Raw genomic sequence first — 20,587 nt, 5'->3', positions numbered from 1 at the left:
TAGAATCCTTATTTTCATAGAATGAGCAGCAAATACCTGACGGAAATATAACTACATAAACGAAATTATATCAATAATCTTGTTTATGCAAGTGTTTCCCAGAAGGGTTTATAGGAAGGTAATTCAATTAGCTCAATGACCTTGTTCATGAAGAATAGGGCATATTATATCTGGTCCAGTTTTTCTTAATAATATTATCCATGAAGGATATCGCTTAGATCCCTGAGTTGATCGATTCCAGGAGTGGATTTTATTAGAAGGAGGTGGGCCGTTTTTTATTGGGTTTATCCAGTTTAAAAGGAGGGAAAAGATTTGAGTACGGTTTTAAGTGATGGAGTGATTCATGTAAGTGATGACTGTAAAGCCTGCGACCATTGTACCTTTATTTGTCCAACCGGTGCTATTTCAGGAGTGCTCGGGCAAAAGCATCACATAAACCCGCAAAAATGCATTAACTGCGGGCAATGTTTGATAAACTGTCCTTTTAATGCCATCTATGACCTGTCCAAAGTTGAAGAACTGAAAAAGGTTCTGGCTGATTCCCAGAAGTTCGTGGTGGTACAGGAAGCGCCAGCGGTCAGGGTTGCTCTGGGTGAGGAATTCGGGCAAGCTCCGGGAACCAATGTCAAGAACAAAATGTATGCGGCCCTGCGTAAATTGGGTTTTGACAGGGTCTATGACACCGAGTTTACAGCTGACCTCACTATTATGGAGGAGGGTACCGAGCTTATTCATAGAGTTTACGGCGCCCTGGGGGTAGCTGGCTTTGAAAATGTCGGTCCCCTGCCCCAATTTACTTCCTGCTGCCCAGCCTGGATCAAATATGCGGAGGACAACTACCCCCTGGTATTACCTCATATTTCCTCAGCCAAATCGCCCCAACAAATGTGGGGAGCAGTGGCTAAAACCTATCTGGCGGAAAAACTTAATGTGAATCCGGCCAATATCTTCTCAGTATCAGTCATGCCCTGTACGGCTAAGAAATATGAATGTGAGCGTTCCGAATTTATTGCCAGTGGATATCAGGATGTGGATCTGGTAATAACTACCCGGGAATTGGCGCAAATGATCAAAGATGCCGAAATCGATTTCATGGGACTGGCTGATGAAGAAGCGGATCGTTTTGTGGGCCTTTCCACCGGTGCCGCCACCATATTCGGCGCTACCGGAGGGGTTATGGAAGCAGCTCTGCGCACCGCCTATGAGATTCTCAGCGGGGAAAGCCTGGGCAAAGTAGAATTCGATGCGGTCAGAGGATTGGATCCGGTCAGAGAAGCAACGGTAGAAGTCCCGGTCAAGGCGCTGGGCACAAGCCTGCCTGTCAGTGTTTGTATAGTAACCGGAACCAAGCATGTGGCCGAGGTAATTGAAGATGTCCTGGCCGGGCGCAGCAACTACCACTTCATAGAGGTCATGAATTGCCCAGGCGGCTGTATAAACGGTGGGGGCCAACCCATCCGCAGAGATACCTATTAGAAAGGAGGGCATTAATTAATGAAGTTATTCCATGAAAGTGAAGGCATCACCAGAAGACAGTTTTTTAAGGGCGCCGGCATGTTAACTGTTGCTGCTGTAATCAGCGGTGTTTTTGCTAAATTCGGCTTTGACGTCTTTGCTGCCAGCGATGACTACATCGCTAAAAGAGTGGCAGGCCTCTATACCCTGGATGAGTCCATGGCGATAAGAAAGTCGCATGAAAACCCTGAAATAATCCAAATATACAAAGATTTTCTCTCCCCGGGCAAGGTGGAGTGCGTGAGCCCCAAAGCCCACCACCTACTGCATACCAAATACGGCAATGATATTCCCGGCTTTATAGCTGAATTAAAGAATCCCCATCTTGTGCACGAAGCGGAACCGGCTGCTAATGAAGAGACCAGCACTGAAGAACCTGCAGCCTAGCTAGAAGGGAGGAAAACAGATGAGTAATGTAAATGGAAAAGTATTAAAACATGGTACCCAGACCAGAACCATGCACTGGATTCACTTGCTGGCCTTCATTATTCTGGGTCTGACAGGAATTGGCTTTTACTGGGATATAGGCGGCATAGCCAGTATCTTTGGCGGGGAAGCCAACGCCTCTCTGGTTCATCGTTGGGCCGGGGTTGTCTTTGTTGTAGGGCCACTACTATATGTCTTATTGAATTTTGACCGGTTTTCCCGTTTTATGGACAGCATTTCTCATTTCAGCAAAGACGATTTTGCCTGGCTTAAAGTGATGGGAGGATACCTCCCCTTTATCAAAGTAGATGAGGTTCCTCCGCAAGACAAATACAACGCGGGCCAAAAGATTCTGGGCTGGTTGATAATTATCGGCTGCCTTCTGATAATCCTCACCGGCTTCCCCATGTGGTTATGGCGTCATTCTGTACCTGCGGTATTTCTCGCCTTCTGTTACAATGTTCATTTTTGGACTGCCATTATCCTGATCTTGCTGGTGGCGGGACACTTCTTCCTGGCCGCCATTCACCCCAAATCCCGGGTTGAATTCTCCTCCATGATGCTGGATGGCTATATCGATGCCCAGATTAGCGCTCATCACAATGCCAAATGGTTTGCAGAACTTAAAGAATCACCTTAAAAGCTTCTCCTTAACATATCTTAACCCGCCTGCGGGCGGGTTTTTTTTACTCCAAGCTTATTTTGAAGCCTTGCATTATCCACTCTTTTAAATTACCATATTCTATAGTTCTTTTAGGTCAAAATCCCAGATGTTTTGAGTATTATATTTCTATTTGGGACAGGAATTTATTATGGCTTTGTCCTTGGGGAAATGGAGGTTTTAATTATGACATTTGATGCGGCCGTGATTACAGAAAAGGGTGTTACTTTTGTAATAATAATTGTAAAACCAGAAGTATTAAAACATGATTTCACCATAAACGAAGCCAGGAAAATTTTTTCCAAGTTTTTTCCCACTATGCCCATTGTTTTAATGGCTCAGGAATCAGCTACCACTCCTACTTACCAGGGACGGCAGGATTTGGTTAAGTTCTTAAATACAGTAGACTTTATGCTCCTTCCTTGGAAAACCTACACGGTAAAGGAAGGCTAGAATTTTGACAGTTAAATCATTAAGATATAATATTTAAAAACAAAACTCCAAGATAAGGAGAATATAAATATGATTCACAAACTTACTTTATTAAGAGATTTACCGGAAGCTGAGGCTGGCTTTAGTTTTTATTTAAAAGGCGGACTTGCTTCCAAAGATGGCGAAGATTGGTTTTCCTGGATTACGCGGGAGAGTATTTACACCCGCATTTATCATCTTTTTTTGGAAGAGCGTAATGATTGGGTTCTGGTAGAAGATAGCAACATTCCTGATAACCGCTACGACTTGCAGGATTGTTTCCCCGATCACCGGCTCCTTGGTTTCAAGGAAGCCCTGGACAGTCAGGGCTTTGTTTACGATGAAAGTTCTTATGGTATAAATAATATCCGCTGCTGTGGGGAACAGCTGCAAATGCTGGGAGCTACCAAAGCCGACTGTATTTTTTGTCATAATTGCGGCAAAGGGGTTCAGGATGCGGTAAATTACCTGGTTTGGGGATTAAAGGATGTCCCCCCTCCACGCACCTACCTTTACGAGTTTCGTTATGATCCTTTCAAAAAATACCTGGCGGGAACCATCAAGGACGAAAACCTGAAGAAAGAGTAAAAGCTTACTCTAATCATAATAAAAACAAAGATAGTGATTCATAATGTAATCGTTTTGATTCGTTTTTGAATCACTTTTTTGATTCGTAATTGTATCATTCGATTTTTCCCCCTGGCTTGCTTTGGTCTCAAACTCTTCTGAGACCGGGCTTTTGGCTATTTTTTCATCTTTCTTTTTCTTTTTCCTCGTTTTTTGGCATGCTATTTGCAGCATGATATATATAGAGGAATAAATTCAGCAAAAAATAATGTTTTACGATTTGGCAACGACTATAGAACAAGTCCTCCGTTGGAGTGAAAATAACCGGGGTACCAAAACCCTGGAATTAAAGGAGGTATTCTTTATGAAGAAGAATGATGAAAGAGTGAGAGAAGATTGGGTCAACTCCTACCTCGACATCATGGAACAGCTTCAAGGACCTGTTATGGAACAGGAAGCAATGAACTATGCAGAAATGAACGAAGTCTTGAGGCTAAATTGTATGCAGGAGGAGGAAGTGGGAGAATACTCCATGATTGACCGCTGGGTACAGCTCTACCTGGGGCTGATGGATCTCCTGCACGGGATATTCAAGCAGCCGAGCCCGGATATTGAGGCCATCAACCAGGAGTGGATACGCTGCTTCCAGCCCGCTGCAGTCCCCGTAAGCGAGCAGTTAACCGCGAAATGGGTCAACACTTACCTTGATTTTGTGGAGCAGTATCAAGGTCGGTTAGAACCAGAGAAAGCTGTGGCTATTGAGGAGATCAACCGAGAATGGATTCGCTGTTTCCTTCCTCAGGTGGCAGAGCAAGAGGGACAATTGATAGAAAAATGGGAGGCCATATTCCTGCAGCTTAGCAATGAACTGCGGGGAATAACGGAGACGAAGCCCGCGTTAAGCATTGAAGAAATCAACGATGAATGGTGCCGCCTGTTCTTACAAGGTGAAGTTATGACTCTCAGCCTCAAGAAGAAAGTGGCTTGATATGGACGGTATCTCTAAATGCTAATGCCATTTTATGTGTATCCGTTATTAGTCTTAAGCATTAATCGAATATCCCTGTTTATCTGACAAAGCCAATTCTATATCGCAGTTATAAGCTTCTCAAAATATAAGACTAAGCAAATGACATCAAAGTACCCGACCTGTACGCAGGGTCGGGTACTTTGATGTCCAGAAAATGCCGTCCTCTTCTCTCCTCTTACTTGTGATATAATGAGTTCGACAGGAGGATGAAATTGGATGAATTCCAGCAAAACAAGTATTAACCCTTATATAGTCGGGTATGATACCAGCCTTGAAGATATATCCTTAATTTTTGACCAGGGTGATAGCGAATTCCTACTGGTATGTGATGCAACAAAGCACATTATTGGCAGAATTTTTCCTATAAATATTGCAGAAGCGATAGAGCACGAACTGGCATTCGATACCCCGGTTCAACAGTTCATGCCTTTTGAGCAGCAATTTACTGAATTTATCCGTGATCTACAGAGTGTTCTGGAAGACCCTTTTGCGGCTGATTTTCATTCTACAACAGGCAATGAGACTGAGGATAATTATTTTCAGCTAATCTGGAAGTTATGCCGAATATGGCAAAAAAACGTATCGGAATGGGAGGCCTGTTTTGATTCAGTTTACAACCCGGTTATTTCCGTTGATGAAGAAGGTAGAATTAACCTTTTTAACCGTGCCCTGGAAAGGGTTTCCGGTATTAGTGCCTCCGACGCCCGTGGGCAAAAAGTCACCGATGTCTTTACCAACAGCAAACTGATCGATGTCTTGAACACGGGCCAAACCCAGGCTACCCGCAAGATTCAATACCAGGACAAGATCCTCCTAACTAACCGCACTCCTTTGTACAAGAACAGGAAGATTACCGGAGCAGTAGCTGTACTGCAAGATATCTCTGAACTGGAGCATATTGCCGAACAACTGGCTCGTACCCGGGAACTTAACCGGCAGTTGGATGCCATTTTTGAGTCTTCTTTTGATGGTCTCTATTTGACTGATGGGGAAGGAAATACCTTGCGCCTCAACCAGGGATTTGAGCGTATTACCGGGATTCGTATAGAAGAATGCGTTGGCTCCAACATGCGTGAATTAGTAGATACCGGGGTCTTTTCCGATTCCGGAACCTTACTGGCCCTGGAAAAACAGGAACGCGCTACCATCACTCTGGTAGCCAGAACCGGCAAGGAGGTTCTGGTTACCAGTACTCCTATTTTTGATGAAAATGGCAAAATTGCTTTTATTATTACCAATGTTCGCGACATTACCGAACTGAACGAGCTGGAACGCAAGCTCAAGCATGTGGGTTTGCGCGATCGGGAACTGGATACTATACTGGATTCCTCTTTTGATGGCATTTTTATAACCGATGGTGAAGCCAACACTCTGCGCCTAAATCAGGCCTTTGAACGCATTACCGGAGTCACGGCAGAAGAGTGCGTCGGGCGCAATATGAAAGAGCTGGTGGCCAAAAGTTATTTTTCCGGTTCCGGGAGCCTGCTGGTTCTAGAAACGAAGGAAAGAACTACCATTACTCTGGTAACCCGAACCGGGAAAGAGGTCCTGGTTACCAGTACACCCATCTTTGACGACCAGGGTGATATTATGCTTATAGTTACCAATGTCCGCGATATAACAGAATTAAATGAGCTGGAGCGGGAATTTAAAAAGATGGTGGGCCTGCGGGAGCAAGAATTGGATGCGGTTTTCGAATCCTCCTATGATGGGCTTTACATTACCGATGGTGAAGCCAATACCCTGAGGCTTAATGAGGCTTTTGAGCGCATACTCGGGGTAAAAGCTGAGGAATGTATAGGACGCAACATGAAAGAGCTGGTGGCCGAAGGTGTCTACTCCCGCAGTGGCACCCTATTGGCCCTGGAGGAACAGGGTCCAGTAACTATTACTTTACAGGCTAAAACCGGGAAGACCGCCCTGGTAACCAGTACACCCATACGCGATGAACATGGCAATATTATCCTGGTGGTAACCAATGTTCGGGACATCAGCGAGTTAAACGAACTGGAGGAAAAACTCGGGCACGCTGAAGGACTGAGCCGTTTCTTCCAAAGTGAATTACAGGAAATGAAACTTCGTACCCAGTGTGTAATTCACTCCAGCAAAATGCGGGAATTAATCAGTATGGTAGTCCGGGTAGCAGCAGTGGATTCCACTGTACTAATACAGGGTGAATCCGGGGTGGGCAAGGAACTGGTGGCCAACACCATACACAGCAACAGCAACCGCAGAGAGCAGCCAATGATAAAGATAAACTGCGGGGCCATTCCGGAAAATTTACTGGAATCAGAGCTCTTTGGCTATGAGCCGGGAGCCTTTACCGGAGCCAGCAAGCAGGGCAAGGTCGGTATGTTTGAGGTGGCGGATCAGGGAACCTTGTTTCTGGACGAAATTGGCGACCTTCCTCTGGGCCTGCAGGTTAAACTTCTGAGAGTACTGCAGGATAAAGAGATTTTGCGGGTAGGCGGTACCAAACCCATAAAGGTAGATGTACGTATACTGGCCGGCACCAATTATAATCTCCTGGAAATGGTGGATAAAAAGCTGTTCCGCAAAGACCTGTTTTATCGCTTGAATGTTATACCCATTACCGTTCCGCCCCTGCGCGAACGCCGGGATGATATCCCTATTCTAGCCAATCATTTTCTGGATAATTTTAATCAGAAGCATGGACTGAACAAGAAGCTGTCCGGCAGTATTCTGGCTTATTTTATGGAATACGACTGGCCAGGCAATGTTAGAGAGTTGGAAAACCTGATCGAGCGCCTGGTAGTAACCAGCCTCAACCAAACTATTACCGCTCACGATCTCTCGGCCTGGTCGGAACTGAAACCCCAAAACAAATCTGATGATGAACACGGAATCGTTCCTCTGCAGGATGCCCTGGAGAAAACCGAAAGACGGATTTTGGAAAATGCTTTTTCGGTTTGCAAGTCAACTTATGAAGTAGCAAGGGCACTGGGTATTAGCCAGCCTACCGTAGTTAGGAAAGCCGCCAAATATGGAATAAGGGGGTAAAAAGCCATCGCGGCTACTTACCCCCTTGGAATGCTTACTTTGCTTTTTTAAATGAGATACTCTTTTAGGATATAACTTGTACATTATTGGTGATGCCGGGGCGGCAGGGTGGATTTAGCAGCCACTAGCCCCCTACCGCCTCAGGCTATCCCTTAAACTATTTTGTTGCTCTTTCTCCAGATATTCATCTTTTGGGCTTCCTTAATCAATTCATCCTGGAAGTCAGGATGGGCTATTTTAATAAGTTCCTCAGCCCTTTCCCAGGTGCTCCTACCCTTCATAGTGGCAATTCCATATTCGGTTACCAACATATGGGTAGCTGTCCGCGGGTCAGTTACTATGGCTCCAGGAGTAAGAATTGGCTTGATTCTTGAAGTTACCTCACCTTTAATTTCAATGGTGGAAGGAAGACATACAAAACTCTGCCCATTCTTGGACTTATAAGCTCCTTCAACAAAATCCAACTGCCCACCGGTTCCGCTAATATGCCTGGTGCCAACACTTTCCGCACATACCTGGCCATACAAATCTACCTCAATACAGGCATTTATGGATACAAAATCGTCAATCTGGGCTACAACCCAGGGGTTATTGGTATAATCCACCGAATAAGAAGCCAGCCCAGGATTATCATTTAAATAGTCGTATAATTCTTGACTCCCCATCGCAAATGAATAAACCTGTTTATATTTATCAATGTTCTTTTTGGCACCAGTAATTTTGCCGGCCTTGTCCATTAAAAGATAGGCATCCACATACATTTCAGTATGTACTCCTAAATCCTTTAAATCAGAAGCAGCTACCATGCTGCCGACTGCATTTGGAGTACCCCCTATTCCCAGCTGAATGCAGTTGCCATCGTATAAACGTCCAATAATATGCTGGGCCATAGCAATTTCTACCGGGCTTGGATCAGCTGAACCAATAGTCGCAATCGGCTCGTTTTTACTTTGGATAATATAGTCAACCTGCGAAATATGAACACATTCCTGATTGCCACCCAGGCAACGAGGCATCTTTTCATTTACTTCCAGAATGGTAAGCCGGGCCGTTTCCATCATTGCACAACAGTTGACCGAACTGCCCCCAAAATTAAAATACCCGTGTTTATCCATAGGTGTACACTGAATAACCGCAACATTAGTAGGAACACAGTCTTTTCGGGTCATCATGGGGTTTTCGTGAAACTTCATTGGAATATAAAAAAGGTTCTTATTTATAAACTTTCGGTCATGTCCGGCAACATGCCAGCTATTCCAGGTAAAATGCTTATTGTCAGGGTCAACTTCAGCCGTAAAATGCTGGTAAGCTCCTATATCACAACGTATTTTAACATCTTCGATTTCATCTTTGCGTTGGGCCAAGGCTTCATCAAAATCCCGAGCACAGTTAATTCCAAAGCCATATTCCACCCAATCGCCTGATTGTACTTGTTTGGCTGCCTCGTCTGCAGTTAAAAGCTTACTTTTATACATATCCAACCATTTTTGATACACATAACCGCCTCCTTTATTTTATTATCCTCCAATTATGGTTTGCTTCTTTTTATTATAATTAGAGCGGAACTCTAATGAATTCCGCTCTTTTATATTCAACTAGAATATAAACGGTACTCTAACCTCAGGGTTGTGCTCTATCCGCACTACATAAACGCTTCTTCGGGCATGTCAATGGAGCTGGTGTCGGCAACTTTCATGGCCTTCAAGGTTCCGAAGATGCCGGGAACAACATTCATGACATAGAACCTGGCGGTAGCAATTTTCCCCTTATAGAACATAGCATCAAAGTGGTCTTCACCCAGTTCCGCTAGCTTCTTGGCAGCCAGCAGGGCCTGGTCGAGCATCAACTGGCCGCAGATTATCATCGCCGCCGCTTGCAGCATCCGGGTCGCAAAGAGCTGAACTAGTTGCGGATTGCTGGCCCTCCAGGCTTCTTTGGTGCTTAGGATTTCATTGTAAGCGCCGAAGGCATCATCCATCATAGCGAATTCATCTGCAAACGCGGGATCCTTTTTCGAAGCCAGGAAATCGGCGATTTGAGCAACCCATTTCTTCATCGGTTCGCCCTTCTTCATGGTGGTCTTGCGATTGTTGAAGTCTTGCGCCTGAATGAAGTTAGTGCCTTCCCACAGGGAGTAGATCTTGCAGTCCCGGGCCAACTCAGCCGGGGCATACTCTTCGATAAAGCCGTAGCCGCCGAGGCACTGAATCGCTTGCTCGGTGCTAATCCACGCCATATCCGAAATGTAAGCCTTGCACAGCGGGATTTGGATCATGGTCATATCATCATAGTATTCCCTCTCTGCTGGATCGGCAGCATCGTGGGACAGATCCTGATAGAAGTAAGTGGTAAAGAGCAACGCCCGGCAGGCTTCCATGATGGACTTCTGGAACATCAACATGCGGCGGACATCTTCGTGCTCGATAATCCGGACACTGGGACCCCTTGGATCGGTAAACTTGGGGCTCTGCACGCGCATCTTGCAATAATCCAGAGCTGCGTAATAGGCTGAGCCGATGCAGCCCTGGGCGAAGGTACCGGTGTTTAGACGCTCTTCGTTCATCATCTGGAACATCTGCGCCATCCCTTTGCCGCGGCCCTCTACTGGTCCATCGCCGATCATCCAGCCATAGCAATTGTCATTTTCGCCAAAGGACAGGGACAGGGTGGAAGAGCCGTGAATACCCATTTTGTGCTCAATGCCGGTGGAAATTACATCATTCCATGCACCCTGGGAGCCATCTTCGTTGACCCAAAACTTGGGAACGATCAGGCAATTAATGCCAGAGGTACCTGGTTTTGCATCCGGGGTCTTGGCCAGCACGAGATGGATAATGTTCGAAGCAAGGTCATGGTCGCCGGAGGTGATGAAGCACTTCTGGCCTTTGATCTTGTAGAGGCCCGGGGTATCGGTGGGGAAGCACTTGGTGGCAACCGCGCCGACTTCAGAACCCGCACCCGGCTCGGTCAGACCCATGGTACCGCCCCATTCACCCGAGTACATCTTAGGCAGGAAGCGTTCCTTCAGTTCTTCTGAGGCGTTATGCTGGATCACGGTGCAAGCACCTGCGGTCAGACACCAAAACATCACTATTCCCGGGGATGCACCGGACTGCATTTCCAGAATCGGAGCCTCCCAAACCAACGGCATGCGGCCTTCCGCTGAACGGTCGGAGAACTGGGGGCCAAGGCCGGCTTCGCAAACCGTGTTATAGGCATTCTTAAAGCTGTCCGGGGTTGTGACCGCATGTTCGTTATCGGCGGTCCACTTACAGCCGGGATCATCAGCATCTTTGTTAGCCGGGCAAAGCACATCACGGCAGATTTTAAAGTTAACATCGAGAAAGGCATCAATGTCGTCAACGCCATAGTAGTCTTTGTAAGCATCGCAGGACAAGAGCTTGTTCATGTCCAGCCATTCTTTTACCGCGAACTTAATATCCCGCATCTGATATAGATAATTTTCGTGTGCCAAAAAAATTCCCTCCTCATTTTTAGAATTTATTTTTCTTATTAACCATCCATGCGCCGGGGGCACCACTACTGATAAAAAGCGAATCCGCTTGTGCCTCACAGCATGGTTTAACTATCGTTTAGCCATCGCTGCACCATTTACAGGGCTTCAACAATCAGGGCCGTACCCATACCACCACCGATGCAGAGAGTGGCTAGACCCTTCTTGGAACCACGTTTTTGCATTTCATACAATAGAGTTACAAGAATTCTGGCCCCGGACGATCCAATGGGATGTCCAATGGCTATGGCGCCGCCGTTGACATTTACTTTGTCCATCTTGTCAGCCCAGCCCAGGTCACGTGCTACCGCAATGGACTGCGCGGCAAAGGCTTCGTTGGCTTCAATCAGGTCGATGTCATCAATGGTCAAGCCGGCTTTTTCCAGAGCTTTGCGGCTGGCAGGGATCGGTCCTAAACCCATAACGGAGGGATCCACTCCACCGGAGGCATAGCTTACTACTTTGGCCATAGGCTTGATGCCCAGCTCATCAGCTTTTTCTTTGGACATTACGATCACAGCAGCCGCAGCATCGTTGATTCCAGAAGCGTTGCCGGCAGTTACACTGCCACCTTTCTTGAAAGCAGGGGACAGCTTGGCCATGGCTTCGGGCGTGCTCTTACGGGGATGTTCATCGGTATCAAATACGATATCACCCTTTTTACCCTTGATAACCACGGGTACTATTTCGTCTTTGAAGCGGCCGGATTCAATGGCCTGAGCGGCCAAGGTCTGGCTACGGAAGCCGAAAGCATCCTGCTCTTCCCGGGTAATGCCATACATATCGTTAATATTCTCAGCGGTGATTCCCATGTGGTAGCCGTTGAATATATCAAACAAGCCGCCAAATACCATCTCATCAACAAGGTCTCCCTTGGGCATACTCATTCTATATCCCCAGCGGGCATTGGGCAGTATAAAGGGAGCCTTGTCCATGTTCTCGGTTCCGCCAGCCATAATAATGTCGGCATCCCCGGCTTTAATTACCTGGGCGGCCAGGCTGACTGCTCTTAAACCAGAACCGCAAACCTTATTGATAGTAAAGGCGGTTACTTCTTTGGGAATTCCAGCATTAATCATACACTGCCGGGCCACATTCTGCCCCAGGCCCGCCTGCAATACACAACCAAAAATAACTTCATCGATTTGTTCCGCCTTGATTCCAGCCCTCTTAATGGCTTCCTCCATGACTACTGCTCCCAGTTTTGCAGCGCCAACATCTTTAAGGGTTCCTCCAAAGGTACCGACCGGAGTACGGCAAGCGCCTACCAGCACAACTTCTCTCGTCATCTTAATATTTCCCCTTTCTATATATGCTTTTTTTATATATTTTTTCAACCTTCTACTTTCTTTTAGTAGACAAAGAAACCTTCGCCGGTTTTGCGTCCCAGTTTATTGGCCCGAACCATTTTCACCAGCAAGGGGCAAGGGCGATATTTGGGATCGCCAAATTCTTTGTACAGGGTCTCCATAATCTTCAGGCAGATATCCAAACCAATCATGTCCGCCAAAGCCAGAGGTCCCATGGGATGCCCAGCGCCAAACTTCATGGAGGTGTCGATATCGGCGGCATTGGCTACGCCTTCCATCAAACAATACATACCTTCGTTCAGCATAGGAATCAACAGGCGGTTTACCACAAAGCCAGGAGCTTCATTGATTTCTACTGGAGACTTGCCCATTTTTACGGAAAGGTCCTTGATGGCATCATAAGTAGCCTGACTGGTGGATGCGCCCCGAATAACTTCAACCAACTTCATAGCCGGTACGGGGTTGAAGAAGTGCATGCCGATAACCTTGTCGGCTCTGCCCGTGGCAGCAGCAATCTCAGTAACACTCAAGGCCGAAGTGTTGGAGGCCAATATGCACTCGGGCTTGCAGATGGAATCCAGTTCCTTGAAGATAGCTTTCTTGATATCCATTACTTCCAGAGCAGCTTCGATTATCAAATCACAGTCCGCCGCAGCACCCATGTCAACGGTTCCGGAAATTCTGCCCATAACGGCAGCTTTATCTTCGGCCGTCATTCTGCCTTTACCCACATTCTTGCTCAGCAACTTATCAATTCCGGCAATACCCTTATCAACGAATTCCTGCTTGATATCGCGTACAATTACCTCAAAACCAGCCTGTGCCGCAGTCTGCACAATGCCTGCTCCCATGGTACCTGCACCAAGCACCATTATCTTCATAGTAGTTACCTCCTAAATTCTTTATAAATAATTTGCTTGCCGCAAAACTACTTACTAATAAAATTAGCTTTTCTCTTCTCAAGAAAAGCCGTCATTCCTTCCTTCTGATCCTGTGTAGCAAAACAAAGACCAAAAGCATCCGCTTCTATACTCATAGCCCGGTCAATATCGGTCTGCATGCCTTCATTGGCAGCCGCTTTGGATAAGCGAACGGCGAGCTGACCTTTGCTTAAAATACGCCCGGCTATTTTTTTTACTTCAGACAATAATTCTTCCGGTTGCACTACTTTATTAACCAGACCAATGCGGAAAGCTTCATCAGCATTAATTACATCAGCCGTATACAATAATTGTTTGGCCATTCCTGAGCCAACCAACCTGGGTAGACGCTGAGTGCCGCCAAAACCAGGAGTGATTCCCAGCCCGACTTCCGGTTGCCCAAACTTGGCGTTGCTGGCCGCAATGCGAAAATCACAACACATAGCCAATTCACAACCGCCACCCAGGGCAAAACCGTTTACTGCTGCAATAGCCGGTTTCTCCATCGCTTCTATCAGGCGAAATACTTTTTGTCCCAGCGCCCCAAATTCCCGCGCTTCCATAGCACTCAGGTTTTGCATAAAAGCTATGTCGGCACCGGCGACAAAGGACTTGTCTCCGCTTCCAGTAATAATTAACAATTCAACCGTTGGATCATCTTTAATTGCCGTAACGGCATCTTTAATTTCCAGAAGTGTTTCTTTGTTGAGCGCGTTCATCGCTTTAGGCCGGTTGATGTATAGTACCGCCAGTTTCTCTTCTTTTTCCAGAATAATGTTTTCGTAAGCCATTTAATTCCCCCCTTCTCTATTTATTTTTCTGGTAAAGCTTTTCCTAAAGTATCATTTACTTTTTCAAGGAAAAGTATGTAGTTATGCCGTACTATCCCTCCTTTTTGCTGAATAATTTATCTAAATATAAGTTTGCTTGCTACTCAATAAATTTGAGTATAATATATCGAATGCCTTGAAGCATGGAAAACGATGTTAAAGAAAAAAGGGGACTACTGTTCTATGATGTTACAGGGCTTAGATATTCCGTTCGCACCAGGCTTTGTCCTCAACCCGGTCTGCCCTAAGCATCACAGAGCAGTAGTTTAATAAAAAAAATATAAGGGGGTTACAAACATGACTGTTTGCGTAACACCCTTATACTGTTGCAAGTTGCGTGCCAATTTTTCTATTCCAAGAAAATCTAGATGTTTTTGTCGTTATATTGGGCTTTCTAAAGCAAAAATGCATTGGCAGAAATAAAAAGAAACGATGCATAATTGAATTATTGATTCAATCCCGTATCGCTTTTCGCATATTTTAGAACATTTTAAGATTTTAGGTAGTAGGTATGGGGGCACACCTTCCTTTTAGGTATGGGGACAGAGGAATGTCCCCGTATGTTTCATCACCCCATATGCTTGCTATTTCCTTTTTAATAGCAAGCTCTCCAGTTCTTCCAGTCTTAAGTCCTTTTGCCCAACAGCCAGCAAATCGAGCAAAACCTCAATAACTGCTCTGACCTGGTAGATATCTGCAGAACCATTCTCCACTTCCGCTTCATAGATGCAAAAATGTTCGTTTTCTCTGCTCCGTAAATAATCACATGCCTGGCAATCATTACCCAGCAATGGAACTTGCTGCAGAGAACAAAATATAAAGTTGCCCAGTAAAATCGGCTTCTCCATTTTACTCACTCTTTTCTTCCGCTTCAACTAAGAACCCGGCCAGCTACCCCTCAGCTACCAAAGGTATCAATTTAACCTGAGCATAATAGCAAAATGCATCCTGCTTCAAAAAGGAACGATTAATTCTTGATTCAACGTCTGCTGCATAAATTCCTGCCGCAAAAAGAAATGCTTTTGGCTGCACTATTCAGAAGCGGGAACCAGAGACCACAGACAGTAAAAACCAGTAAAAAAGAAGCAGCCGTTTTGCAGCTGCTCTTTAAAGTCTTAATAATAGTTATTTTTTTATCAAATCATTTAAAGCTTTTAACATCGCATCAACATCAATACCGTGAGCCAATGCCCCTTGTTCCAGCGTTTCAAAAAGTGCCCCGCTGCATCCCAGGCACCCCATATTGAACTGTCCGAAAACCGGAAGAGTCTGAGGATACTTGGTCACAATTTCCTGTATCACCATGTCCTTGGTAATCAAAGCCACACCTCCAATCATAATTTAGAAGGGTTTTGTGGGATATTATTTCCCAACTTTTAAACTTGGAACCCTGCTTTAATAAAAGCAACCCCTGCAGAGGTTAACATTTTGTCATAATTATACACAGCATCCAGGCTTCATGCAATAGGAAGGCTTGCGCTTTATAAGCGTACTCCTTTTCTTATCCGGATGCGGCTGGAGAACTGCTGCGCTTTGCCTATTATATGCTGGCCTCCCCGCGTCCAACTGCGGCAGATCTCCTCTATGGCGATTTTTAAATCCAAGGCCCTCCTGCCGGTATAATGGTGGGTTCGCACCATCTCATAGCCCTGCTCCGCTATTTGCAGGCGTTCCTCCTCGTGCTGCAGGTAATACTCCGCCTTTTCCTCAAAATCATATTCATTGATATCAACAAAATGCACCCCGGGCTGGAAACCCAGATCGGCAAGCTCCTGGGAAGCTGGAGCCAGAAGCAGGGTTTTACAGGCCAGAACCTCATAATACTTGGCTAGAGGGTAACGGTAAATAGAGTCACAGCTCAAAAATATTTTAGCCCGGTTGATTTCCCCGGCATAGCGTGTTCCCACCAAAGCCCCGTCTTCTTCAGAAAAATTCTGATATCCCGGATGTTCATGATAAACAAAGCCCGGCTTGTCACTCATTTTCTCCAGTATCCGGCAACGCAAGGGATAGATTCTTTCATGCACCGCCCCCAGCATCAGATAATCTATATCCCGGTTTAAAGCATGATCATAAAAAACCTCAGTATTGGCGTGGTGAGGAAGCCACCTGAACTGGGGCCAGAACTCCGGATACCATTCGGAAAACCTGTCCCGGTAAAGCGAAAATACCCCGGGTGCATTTATCTCTCTTAACATCCTTTTACGAGACTCAATTTCGAAATGCAGGTCATGGAGCAAAACCGCCCAGGGTATGGCCAGGCCCGCAAGGCCAGTAATAACAGGGGAATTGGTCTCGGCAAATTCGTTAACAAAAACAAAGTCCGGCTTTACATCCAGGCTACGAATAATCTCATTGATATCCCCCGACCAGTGCCAAAGCTCAATATCCACCATCTTACCCAATTCCGTAAGCAAGTAGTGAAAATTGGGCGAGAGATAGCGGCTAAAATCTCCAGTCGTTACCAGTACTCTCATTTCTTTCACTCCTAAAAGTTGACTCTACTGAAAACTCCTTTTATTTCGTAAGAATTGCATAAATATGCAAGCGATTGCCCGGCACCCAGAGAAGACAAACGAAACCTCCCCCTGTCTCGGGTTCTGGCTGCTTTCCTGACATCTACATCTGCAGCAAACGATCGAGTCCTATAACCTCATTAATAAAAGAATCGCTCACAATCTTTCCCGTAATCAGGCTTTCCATACCCGAGCCCAGGTCTACAGCTACCTTGCCTAAATGGCGCGCAATATATGAAGCCAGTATTACCGCATTCACCCCTGCCCCCAGTAGGCAAAGGTCAAAGTTTTGGCGGGCAATCTGTTCCTTTACCCAGGGTATCTCTTCAAATTCATAGAGAGGGATGGCTGCCGCTATTTCGAAACCCAGGCGGTGCTTTAATTTGGTGTTTAAAACCAGAGCCGCTTGCGGCGCCAGGGCTCCAATTAAAAGAATTCTCCTGCCCGCCAGTATCCGCTCAAACCTTTCCTTCTGTGAGAACATCAATACCCGGCGCAGGTGAGCTTCAAAGTAAAATCGAGGATGGATTTGATGCAGTGCAAAAACCTTTTCCGTTAAATCTCGCGCTACCGCTTCAATGGTATTGTAGCCTACAATATCAGCTTTTTTCACTGCTTCTACGGCTTCATCCCGGGCTGCTATATTGGGAAAACGAATACCCCGATGCATAAAGCCTTCCCGGCTACCCTGGTTGGCTATTTCGGCCTCCCGGTGGCTTAAGAATTCTTCTTCGGAAAACAAAACATACTGGGCCATTACAAAAGCCTCCGTCTGTCCGATGGAAACCACCGACAACCCCTGCTTTTTTTCCAGAGCCAACCATATTTTATGCATTAATTGTGCTGAGTTAAGCCAGGGAGTATTGAAAGAAACGATAGGGGCTTCTCTAATGGAATAGGGGGAAGAACCAGGAAGCAAAGATACCCTACTGCTCCTTCCCACCCTTATTCTAATAGTTGGATTATTTCCCATCAGAATCACCTCCAAATAACTTTATTATCAAATTATGTTAAAATCCCATAGGTGTTACTTTTTCACCTTAATAACGCCATACCCGGAACTCAGCACACATGATAAATTGTGAACCAATACGAAGGAGACATGCTGAGTTCCGGAATAAAATGTGAAAGCTTAGTGCTTGAAGAGTGAATTATACCTGGTATATTAAACCTCACGCCTTACTCCTCACTTTTCTTATTAACCATCGACTCCACTGCAAAAAACCCTTTTTGTTGCATAAGGGTTGCATAAATATACAAAACGAGCGTTGGCGAAGGTGAAAGCGGGCGGGCGAAGAACGGCCTTACAATGCCTTGCAGTCGCTATTATGGGTGCTGAGCGGTATACTTATGCACACTAATGCATATTTATTACTTTTTGCAGTGATATCACCATCTAATAAGTTAACAACTTAAGTGCCTGGCACCGCGGTCATACTCAATAGTTTTACACAGTCCCTCTTGCAATGGATAAGAGGGTTCCCAATCCAGAAGCTCAGCAGCCTTGCGCTGGTCAAAATAACTATGCATTATATCTCCCGGGCGTTCCGGTACATATACCGGCTGCAGTTGGCTGCATAGAAGTTCTTTTAAGCTGGCATACAGCTGGTTAATACTAAGCTCCTTTCCCGTTCCCAGGTTGAGAACTTCATTTTCCGCCCGGGTCAAAGCCTGGATATTAGCCTCAACTATATCAGCCACATAAATAAAATCCCGGCTCTGCTCTCCCTGTCCGAAAATCACGGGCGCTTCACCTTTTAAAAGAGAAGAAAGGAAAATAGCTACTACTCCCCCCTCCCCGTCACTGCGCTGTCGGGGGCCATACACATTGGCATAGCGCAGGATGGTGAATTTAAGACCAAATAGCCCGGCATAATACTTAAGATAGATTTCCGCCAGGTATTTGGAAAGTCCATAAAAAGAAAGCGGTTTAACCGGATGTTTTTCATCGATGCCCAGGTATAGTGGCTCACCATATATGGCGGCGGAAGAAGCATAGATTATTTTTTTCACTTTGTACTGCCGGCAGTTTTCAAAAAGGTTTAGTGAGCCAATAATATTAGTAACCGCATCAAACACTGGATTATCCCAGGAATTATTGACACTGACCTGAGCCGCATGGTGTATTACCAGCTCAGGTTTTTCAATCTGGAATACCAGGGCAATAGCCGGATCACAGAGGTCAAGTTGGTAAAAATAAGCCCGGGGATTTAACAGCTCCAGCCTCCCCGTTGAGAGGTTGTCGATTACTACCACTTCATGCCCTTCACAAATAAGCCGGTCGCATATATGAGAAGCAATGAAACCAGCGCCGCCGGTAAGCAGGATCTTCACATTAATTCTCCCTTTCAACTTAACAGGGGAAAAAAATAGAGCTAATGCATAATATGACTAGAGAAGCATTTACCTTTCTTATAATATGCATTAGCCAGCTATAGTGATAAATGTTCAGGGAGAAAGACTGGTCATAAGGGAATAACTTTTTGGTAGATCTAATCAAGAGGAGGGGTTCGGTGGGCAGGTTCATTATCTACAAGGACGATTTTGCAGAACTAACGGAAATAACCGGGCGGATCAACTATTGTTTGCGTAACCAGCTAGGCTTCTCCCTGGTGCGGATAGGGGATGCTGAAAACCAGGTCATGGCCCAGGGAACCATCATAGCGGAAGATGAAATTGCGGAGATATGGTGGGCTGAAGATGAAAACTGGACGGGGGTAACCTTGCCCAATTATCCAGCCCGTAATCGTTTGCTGGATGCAGTTCAGAAGGCAGATATTGTGGGAGTGCTCCATCAGGAGGAGGTTTTTATATGGAAACCCCTTACGGAAGAGGTCTTCTCCTACTATAATATAAAGCCTCGTCAGCTCTGTTATGCCTTTATCAATACCTATTTACCCAAATCAGATCAATTTATCAGCCTGTTGCAACACTACCGCCTGTTGCTGATAGGCAAAGCGGCCAGCAGCCTGGCTTCGCTCTTGCAAGAAAAATACGGAATAGCAGTGGCCGGAACTATTTCTATAAGCAATTACGCTGAACTGGGGCGGGTAATGGAGGAAAGCAGCAAGCTTGATTTCGATCTGGCTCTTATTTCCGCTGGTTCCAATGCCGTAATACTGGCGGTAGAACTGGCGGCACAAGGCAAAGTGGCTATTGATTTAGGCCGGGGAATGCAGCTAGAGTTTTGGAAATGAACTTTACATCTGCAACAGCGTCTCCAGGCCGATTATATTTCCCAGCCAGGGGTCAACAAATATTTCTCCACTGATCATGGTTTCCATGCACCAGCCGATGTCAAAAGCAACTTTACCCAGATATTCGGCTATATAAGCTGCCAGGATGATGGCGTTCACACCGGCGGCTAACAAGCAGAGGTCAAAGTCATAGCGGTCAAGCTGTCTTTTTACTTCCGGGATTTCTTCATAGTCATAAATACTAAGCGCAGCGACTAAATCACAATCCAGCCGGTCTTTGTATTCCTGCTGCCGTATAGTTTTGAGCCGGGGGGCCAGGGAACTGATCAGCAGCACTTTCCGGCCTCTTAACATAGCCTCGAACTTTTTCTCCTGGGAGAACATCAAAACCCTCCTGATATTAGCCTCAAACAAAAACCGGGGCTGAATAGCATAAGCCTCCAAAACCTTCTCCGCCATTTCCCGGGCCGGCTCAACCAGGCTGTTATAACCCACTATATGAGCCTTTCTAACTGCCTCCACCGTTTCGTCCCGAGCCCAAATATTGGGAAATGAAATTCCCCGGTGTCCGTGTCCACCCCGCACCCCCCGATTGGCCACCAGGGCCTC

The 20,587-nt window shown here is 45.9% G+C and carries 19 protein-coding genes; 8 read left to right on the top strand and 11 right to left on the bottom strand.

What is annotated here, in order from left to right:
- The first annotated feature begins 312 nt into the window (after window positions 1–312).
- From PHP87_RS02670 to PHP87_RS02640, 7 genes are all read left to right on the top strand, one after another.
- Entirely contained in the window at window positions 313–1,476 is a 1,164-nt protein-coding gene (locus PHP87_RS02670; protein ID WP_299918121.1) for a [FeFe] hydrogenase, group A, read from the top strand.
- A gap of 18 nt (window positions 1,477–1,494) precedes the next feature.
- On the top strand, window positions 1,495–1,902 hold the full coding sequence (locus PHP87_RS02665) for an iron hydrogenase small subunit (protein ID WP_299918119.1): 408 nt from the start codon (window positions 1,495–1,497) through the stop codon (window positions 1,900–1,902).
- A 19-nt stretch (window positions 1,903–1,921) separates the two neighbouring features.
- Window positions 1,922–2,581 carry a cytochrome b/b6 domain-containing protein gene (locus PHP87_RS02660; protein WP_299918117.1) on the top strand — a complete coding sequence of 220 codons (660 nt, stop codon included), beginning with the start codon at window positions 1,922–1,924 and terminating at the stop codon, window positions 2,579–2,581.
- Window positions 2,582–2,788: 207 nt separating this feature from the next.
- Window positions 2,789–3,055: a hypothetical protein gene (locus tag PHP87_RS02655; protein ID WP_299918115.1), complete on the top strand. Its 267-nt coding sequence runs from the start codon at window positions 2,789–2,791 to the stop codon at window positions 3,053–3,055.
- Window positions 3,056–3,124: 69 nt separating this feature from the next.
- On the top strand, window positions 3,125–3,661 hold the full coding sequence (locus PHP87_RS02650) for a hypothetical protein (RefSeq protein ID WP_299918113.1): 537 nt from the start codon (window positions 3,125–3,127) through the stop codon (window positions 3,659–3,661).
- A 343-nt stretch (window positions 3,662–4,004) separates the two neighbouring features.
- The gene (locus PHP87_RS02645) at window positions 4,005–4,628 is read left to right on the top strand and encodes a hypothetical protein (protein WP_299918112.1); all 624 of its coding nucleotides are present in this window, start codon (window positions 4,005–4,007) and stop codon (window positions 4,626–4,628) included.
- Between the two features lie 258 nt (window positions 4,629–4,886).
- On the top strand, window positions 4,887–7,691 hold the full coding sequence (locus PHP87_RS02640; protein ID WP_299918110.1) for a sigma 54-interacting transcriptional regulator: 2,805 nt from the start codon (window positions 4,887–4,889) through the stop codon (window positions 7,689–7,691).
- Between the two features lie 152 nt (window positions 7,692–7,843).
- Here PHP87_RS02640 and PHP87_RS02635 read toward each other — a convergent pair whose 3' ends face one another.
- The 10 genes from PHP87_RS02635 to PHP87_RS02590 form a co-directional block, all read right to left on the bottom strand.
- On the bottom strand, window positions 7,844–9,187 hold the full coding sequence (locus tag PHP87_RS02635) for an acetyl-CoA hydrolase/transferase C-terminal domain-containing protein (RefSeq protein ID WP_366942879.1): 1,344 nt from the start codon (window positions 9,185–9,187) through the stop codon (window positions 7,844–7,846).
- A gap of 146 nt (window positions 9,188–9,333) precedes the next feature.
- Entirely contained in the window at window positions 9,334–11,166 is a 1,833-nt protein-coding gene (locus PHP87_RS02630; RefSeq protein ID WP_299918108.1) for an acyl-CoA dehydrogenase, read from the bottom strand.
- Between the two features lie 137 nt (window positions 11,167–11,303).
- Window positions 11,304–12,494, bottom strand: coding sequence for an acetyl-CoA C-acetyltransferase (locus PHP87_RS02625; RefSeq protein WP_299918107.1), 1,191 nt, complete (start codon window positions 12,492–12,494; stop codon window positions 11,304–11,306).
- Between the two features lie 62 nt (window positions 12,495–12,556).
- Entirely contained in the window at window positions 12,557–13,396 is an 840-nt protein-coding gene (locus tag PHP87_RS02620; RefSeq protein WP_299918106.1) for a 3-hydroxybutyryl-CoA dehydrogenase, read from the bottom strand.
- A 47-nt stretch (window positions 13,397–13,443) separates the two neighbouring features.
- Window positions 13,444–14,226, bottom strand: a complete 783-nt coding sequence (locus tag PHP87_RS02615; protein ID WP_299918105.1) for a short-chain-enoyl-CoA hydratase — start codon at window positions 14,224–14,226, stop codon at window positions 13,444–13,446.
- Between the two features lie 623 nt (window positions 14,227–14,849).
- Window positions 14,850–15,122: a hypothetical protein gene (locus PHP87_RS02610; protein WP_299918103.1), complete on the bottom strand. Its 273-nt coding sequence runs from the start codon at window positions 15,120–15,122 to the stop codon at window positions 14,850–14,852.
- Between the two features lie 268 nt (window positions 15,123–15,390).
- Complete coding sequence (locus tag PHP87_RS02605) at window positions 15,391–15,591, bottom strand: DUF1858 domain-containing protein (RefSeq protein WP_366942878.1); 201 nt, start codon at window positions 15,589–15,591, stop codon at window positions 15,391–15,393.
- Window positions 15,592–15,746: 155 nt separating this feature from the next.
- Window positions 15,747–16,742 (bottom strand): glycosyltransferase, encoded by a 996-nt coding sequence (locus PHP87_RS02600; RefSeq protein ID WP_299918097.1) that lies wholly within the window; start codon window positions 16,740–16,742, stop codon window positions 15,747–15,749.
- A 142-nt stretch (window positions 16,743–16,884) separates the two neighbouring features.
- Window positions 16,885–17,754: a GT-D fold domain-containing glycosyltransferase gene (locus PHP87_RS02595; RefSeq protein WP_299918096.1), complete on the bottom strand. Its 870-nt coding sequence runs from the start codon at window positions 17,752–17,754 to the stop codon at window positions 16,885–16,887.
- A 431-nt stretch (window positions 17,755–18,185) separates the two neighbouring features.
- Window positions 18,186–19,115 (bottom strand): NAD-dependent epimerase/dehydratase family protein, encoded by a 930-nt coding sequence (locus PHP87_RS02590; protein WP_299918095.1) that lies wholly within the window; start codon window positions 19,113–19,115, stop codon window positions 18,186–18,188.
- Between the two features lie 179 nt (window positions 19,116–19,294).
- Between PHP87_RS02590 and PHP87_RS02585 the strand changes: the two genes are divergently transcribed.
- A complete protein-coding gene (locus tag PHP87_RS02585) occupies window positions 19,295–19,978 on the top strand; it encodes a GT-D fold domain-containing glycosyltransferase (protein ID WP_299918094.1) in 684 nt (227 codons plus the stop codon).
- Window positions 19,979–19,981: 3 nt separating this feature from the next.
- Here the strand turns inward: PHP87_RS02585 and PHP87_RS02580 are convergent.
- On the bottom strand, window positions 19,982–20,587 hold a 606-nt coding region (locus PHP87_RS02580), incomplete at its 5' end, for a GT-D fold domain-containing glycosyltransferase (RefSeq protein WP_299918093.1).

Source organism: Syntrophomonas sp. (assembly GCF_028707975.1).
GTDB lineage: Bacteria > Bacillota > Syntrophomonadia > Syntrophomonadales > Syntrophomonadaceae > Syntrophomonas.
This window is presented reverse-complemented; position numbering and strand designations above follow the sequence as displayed.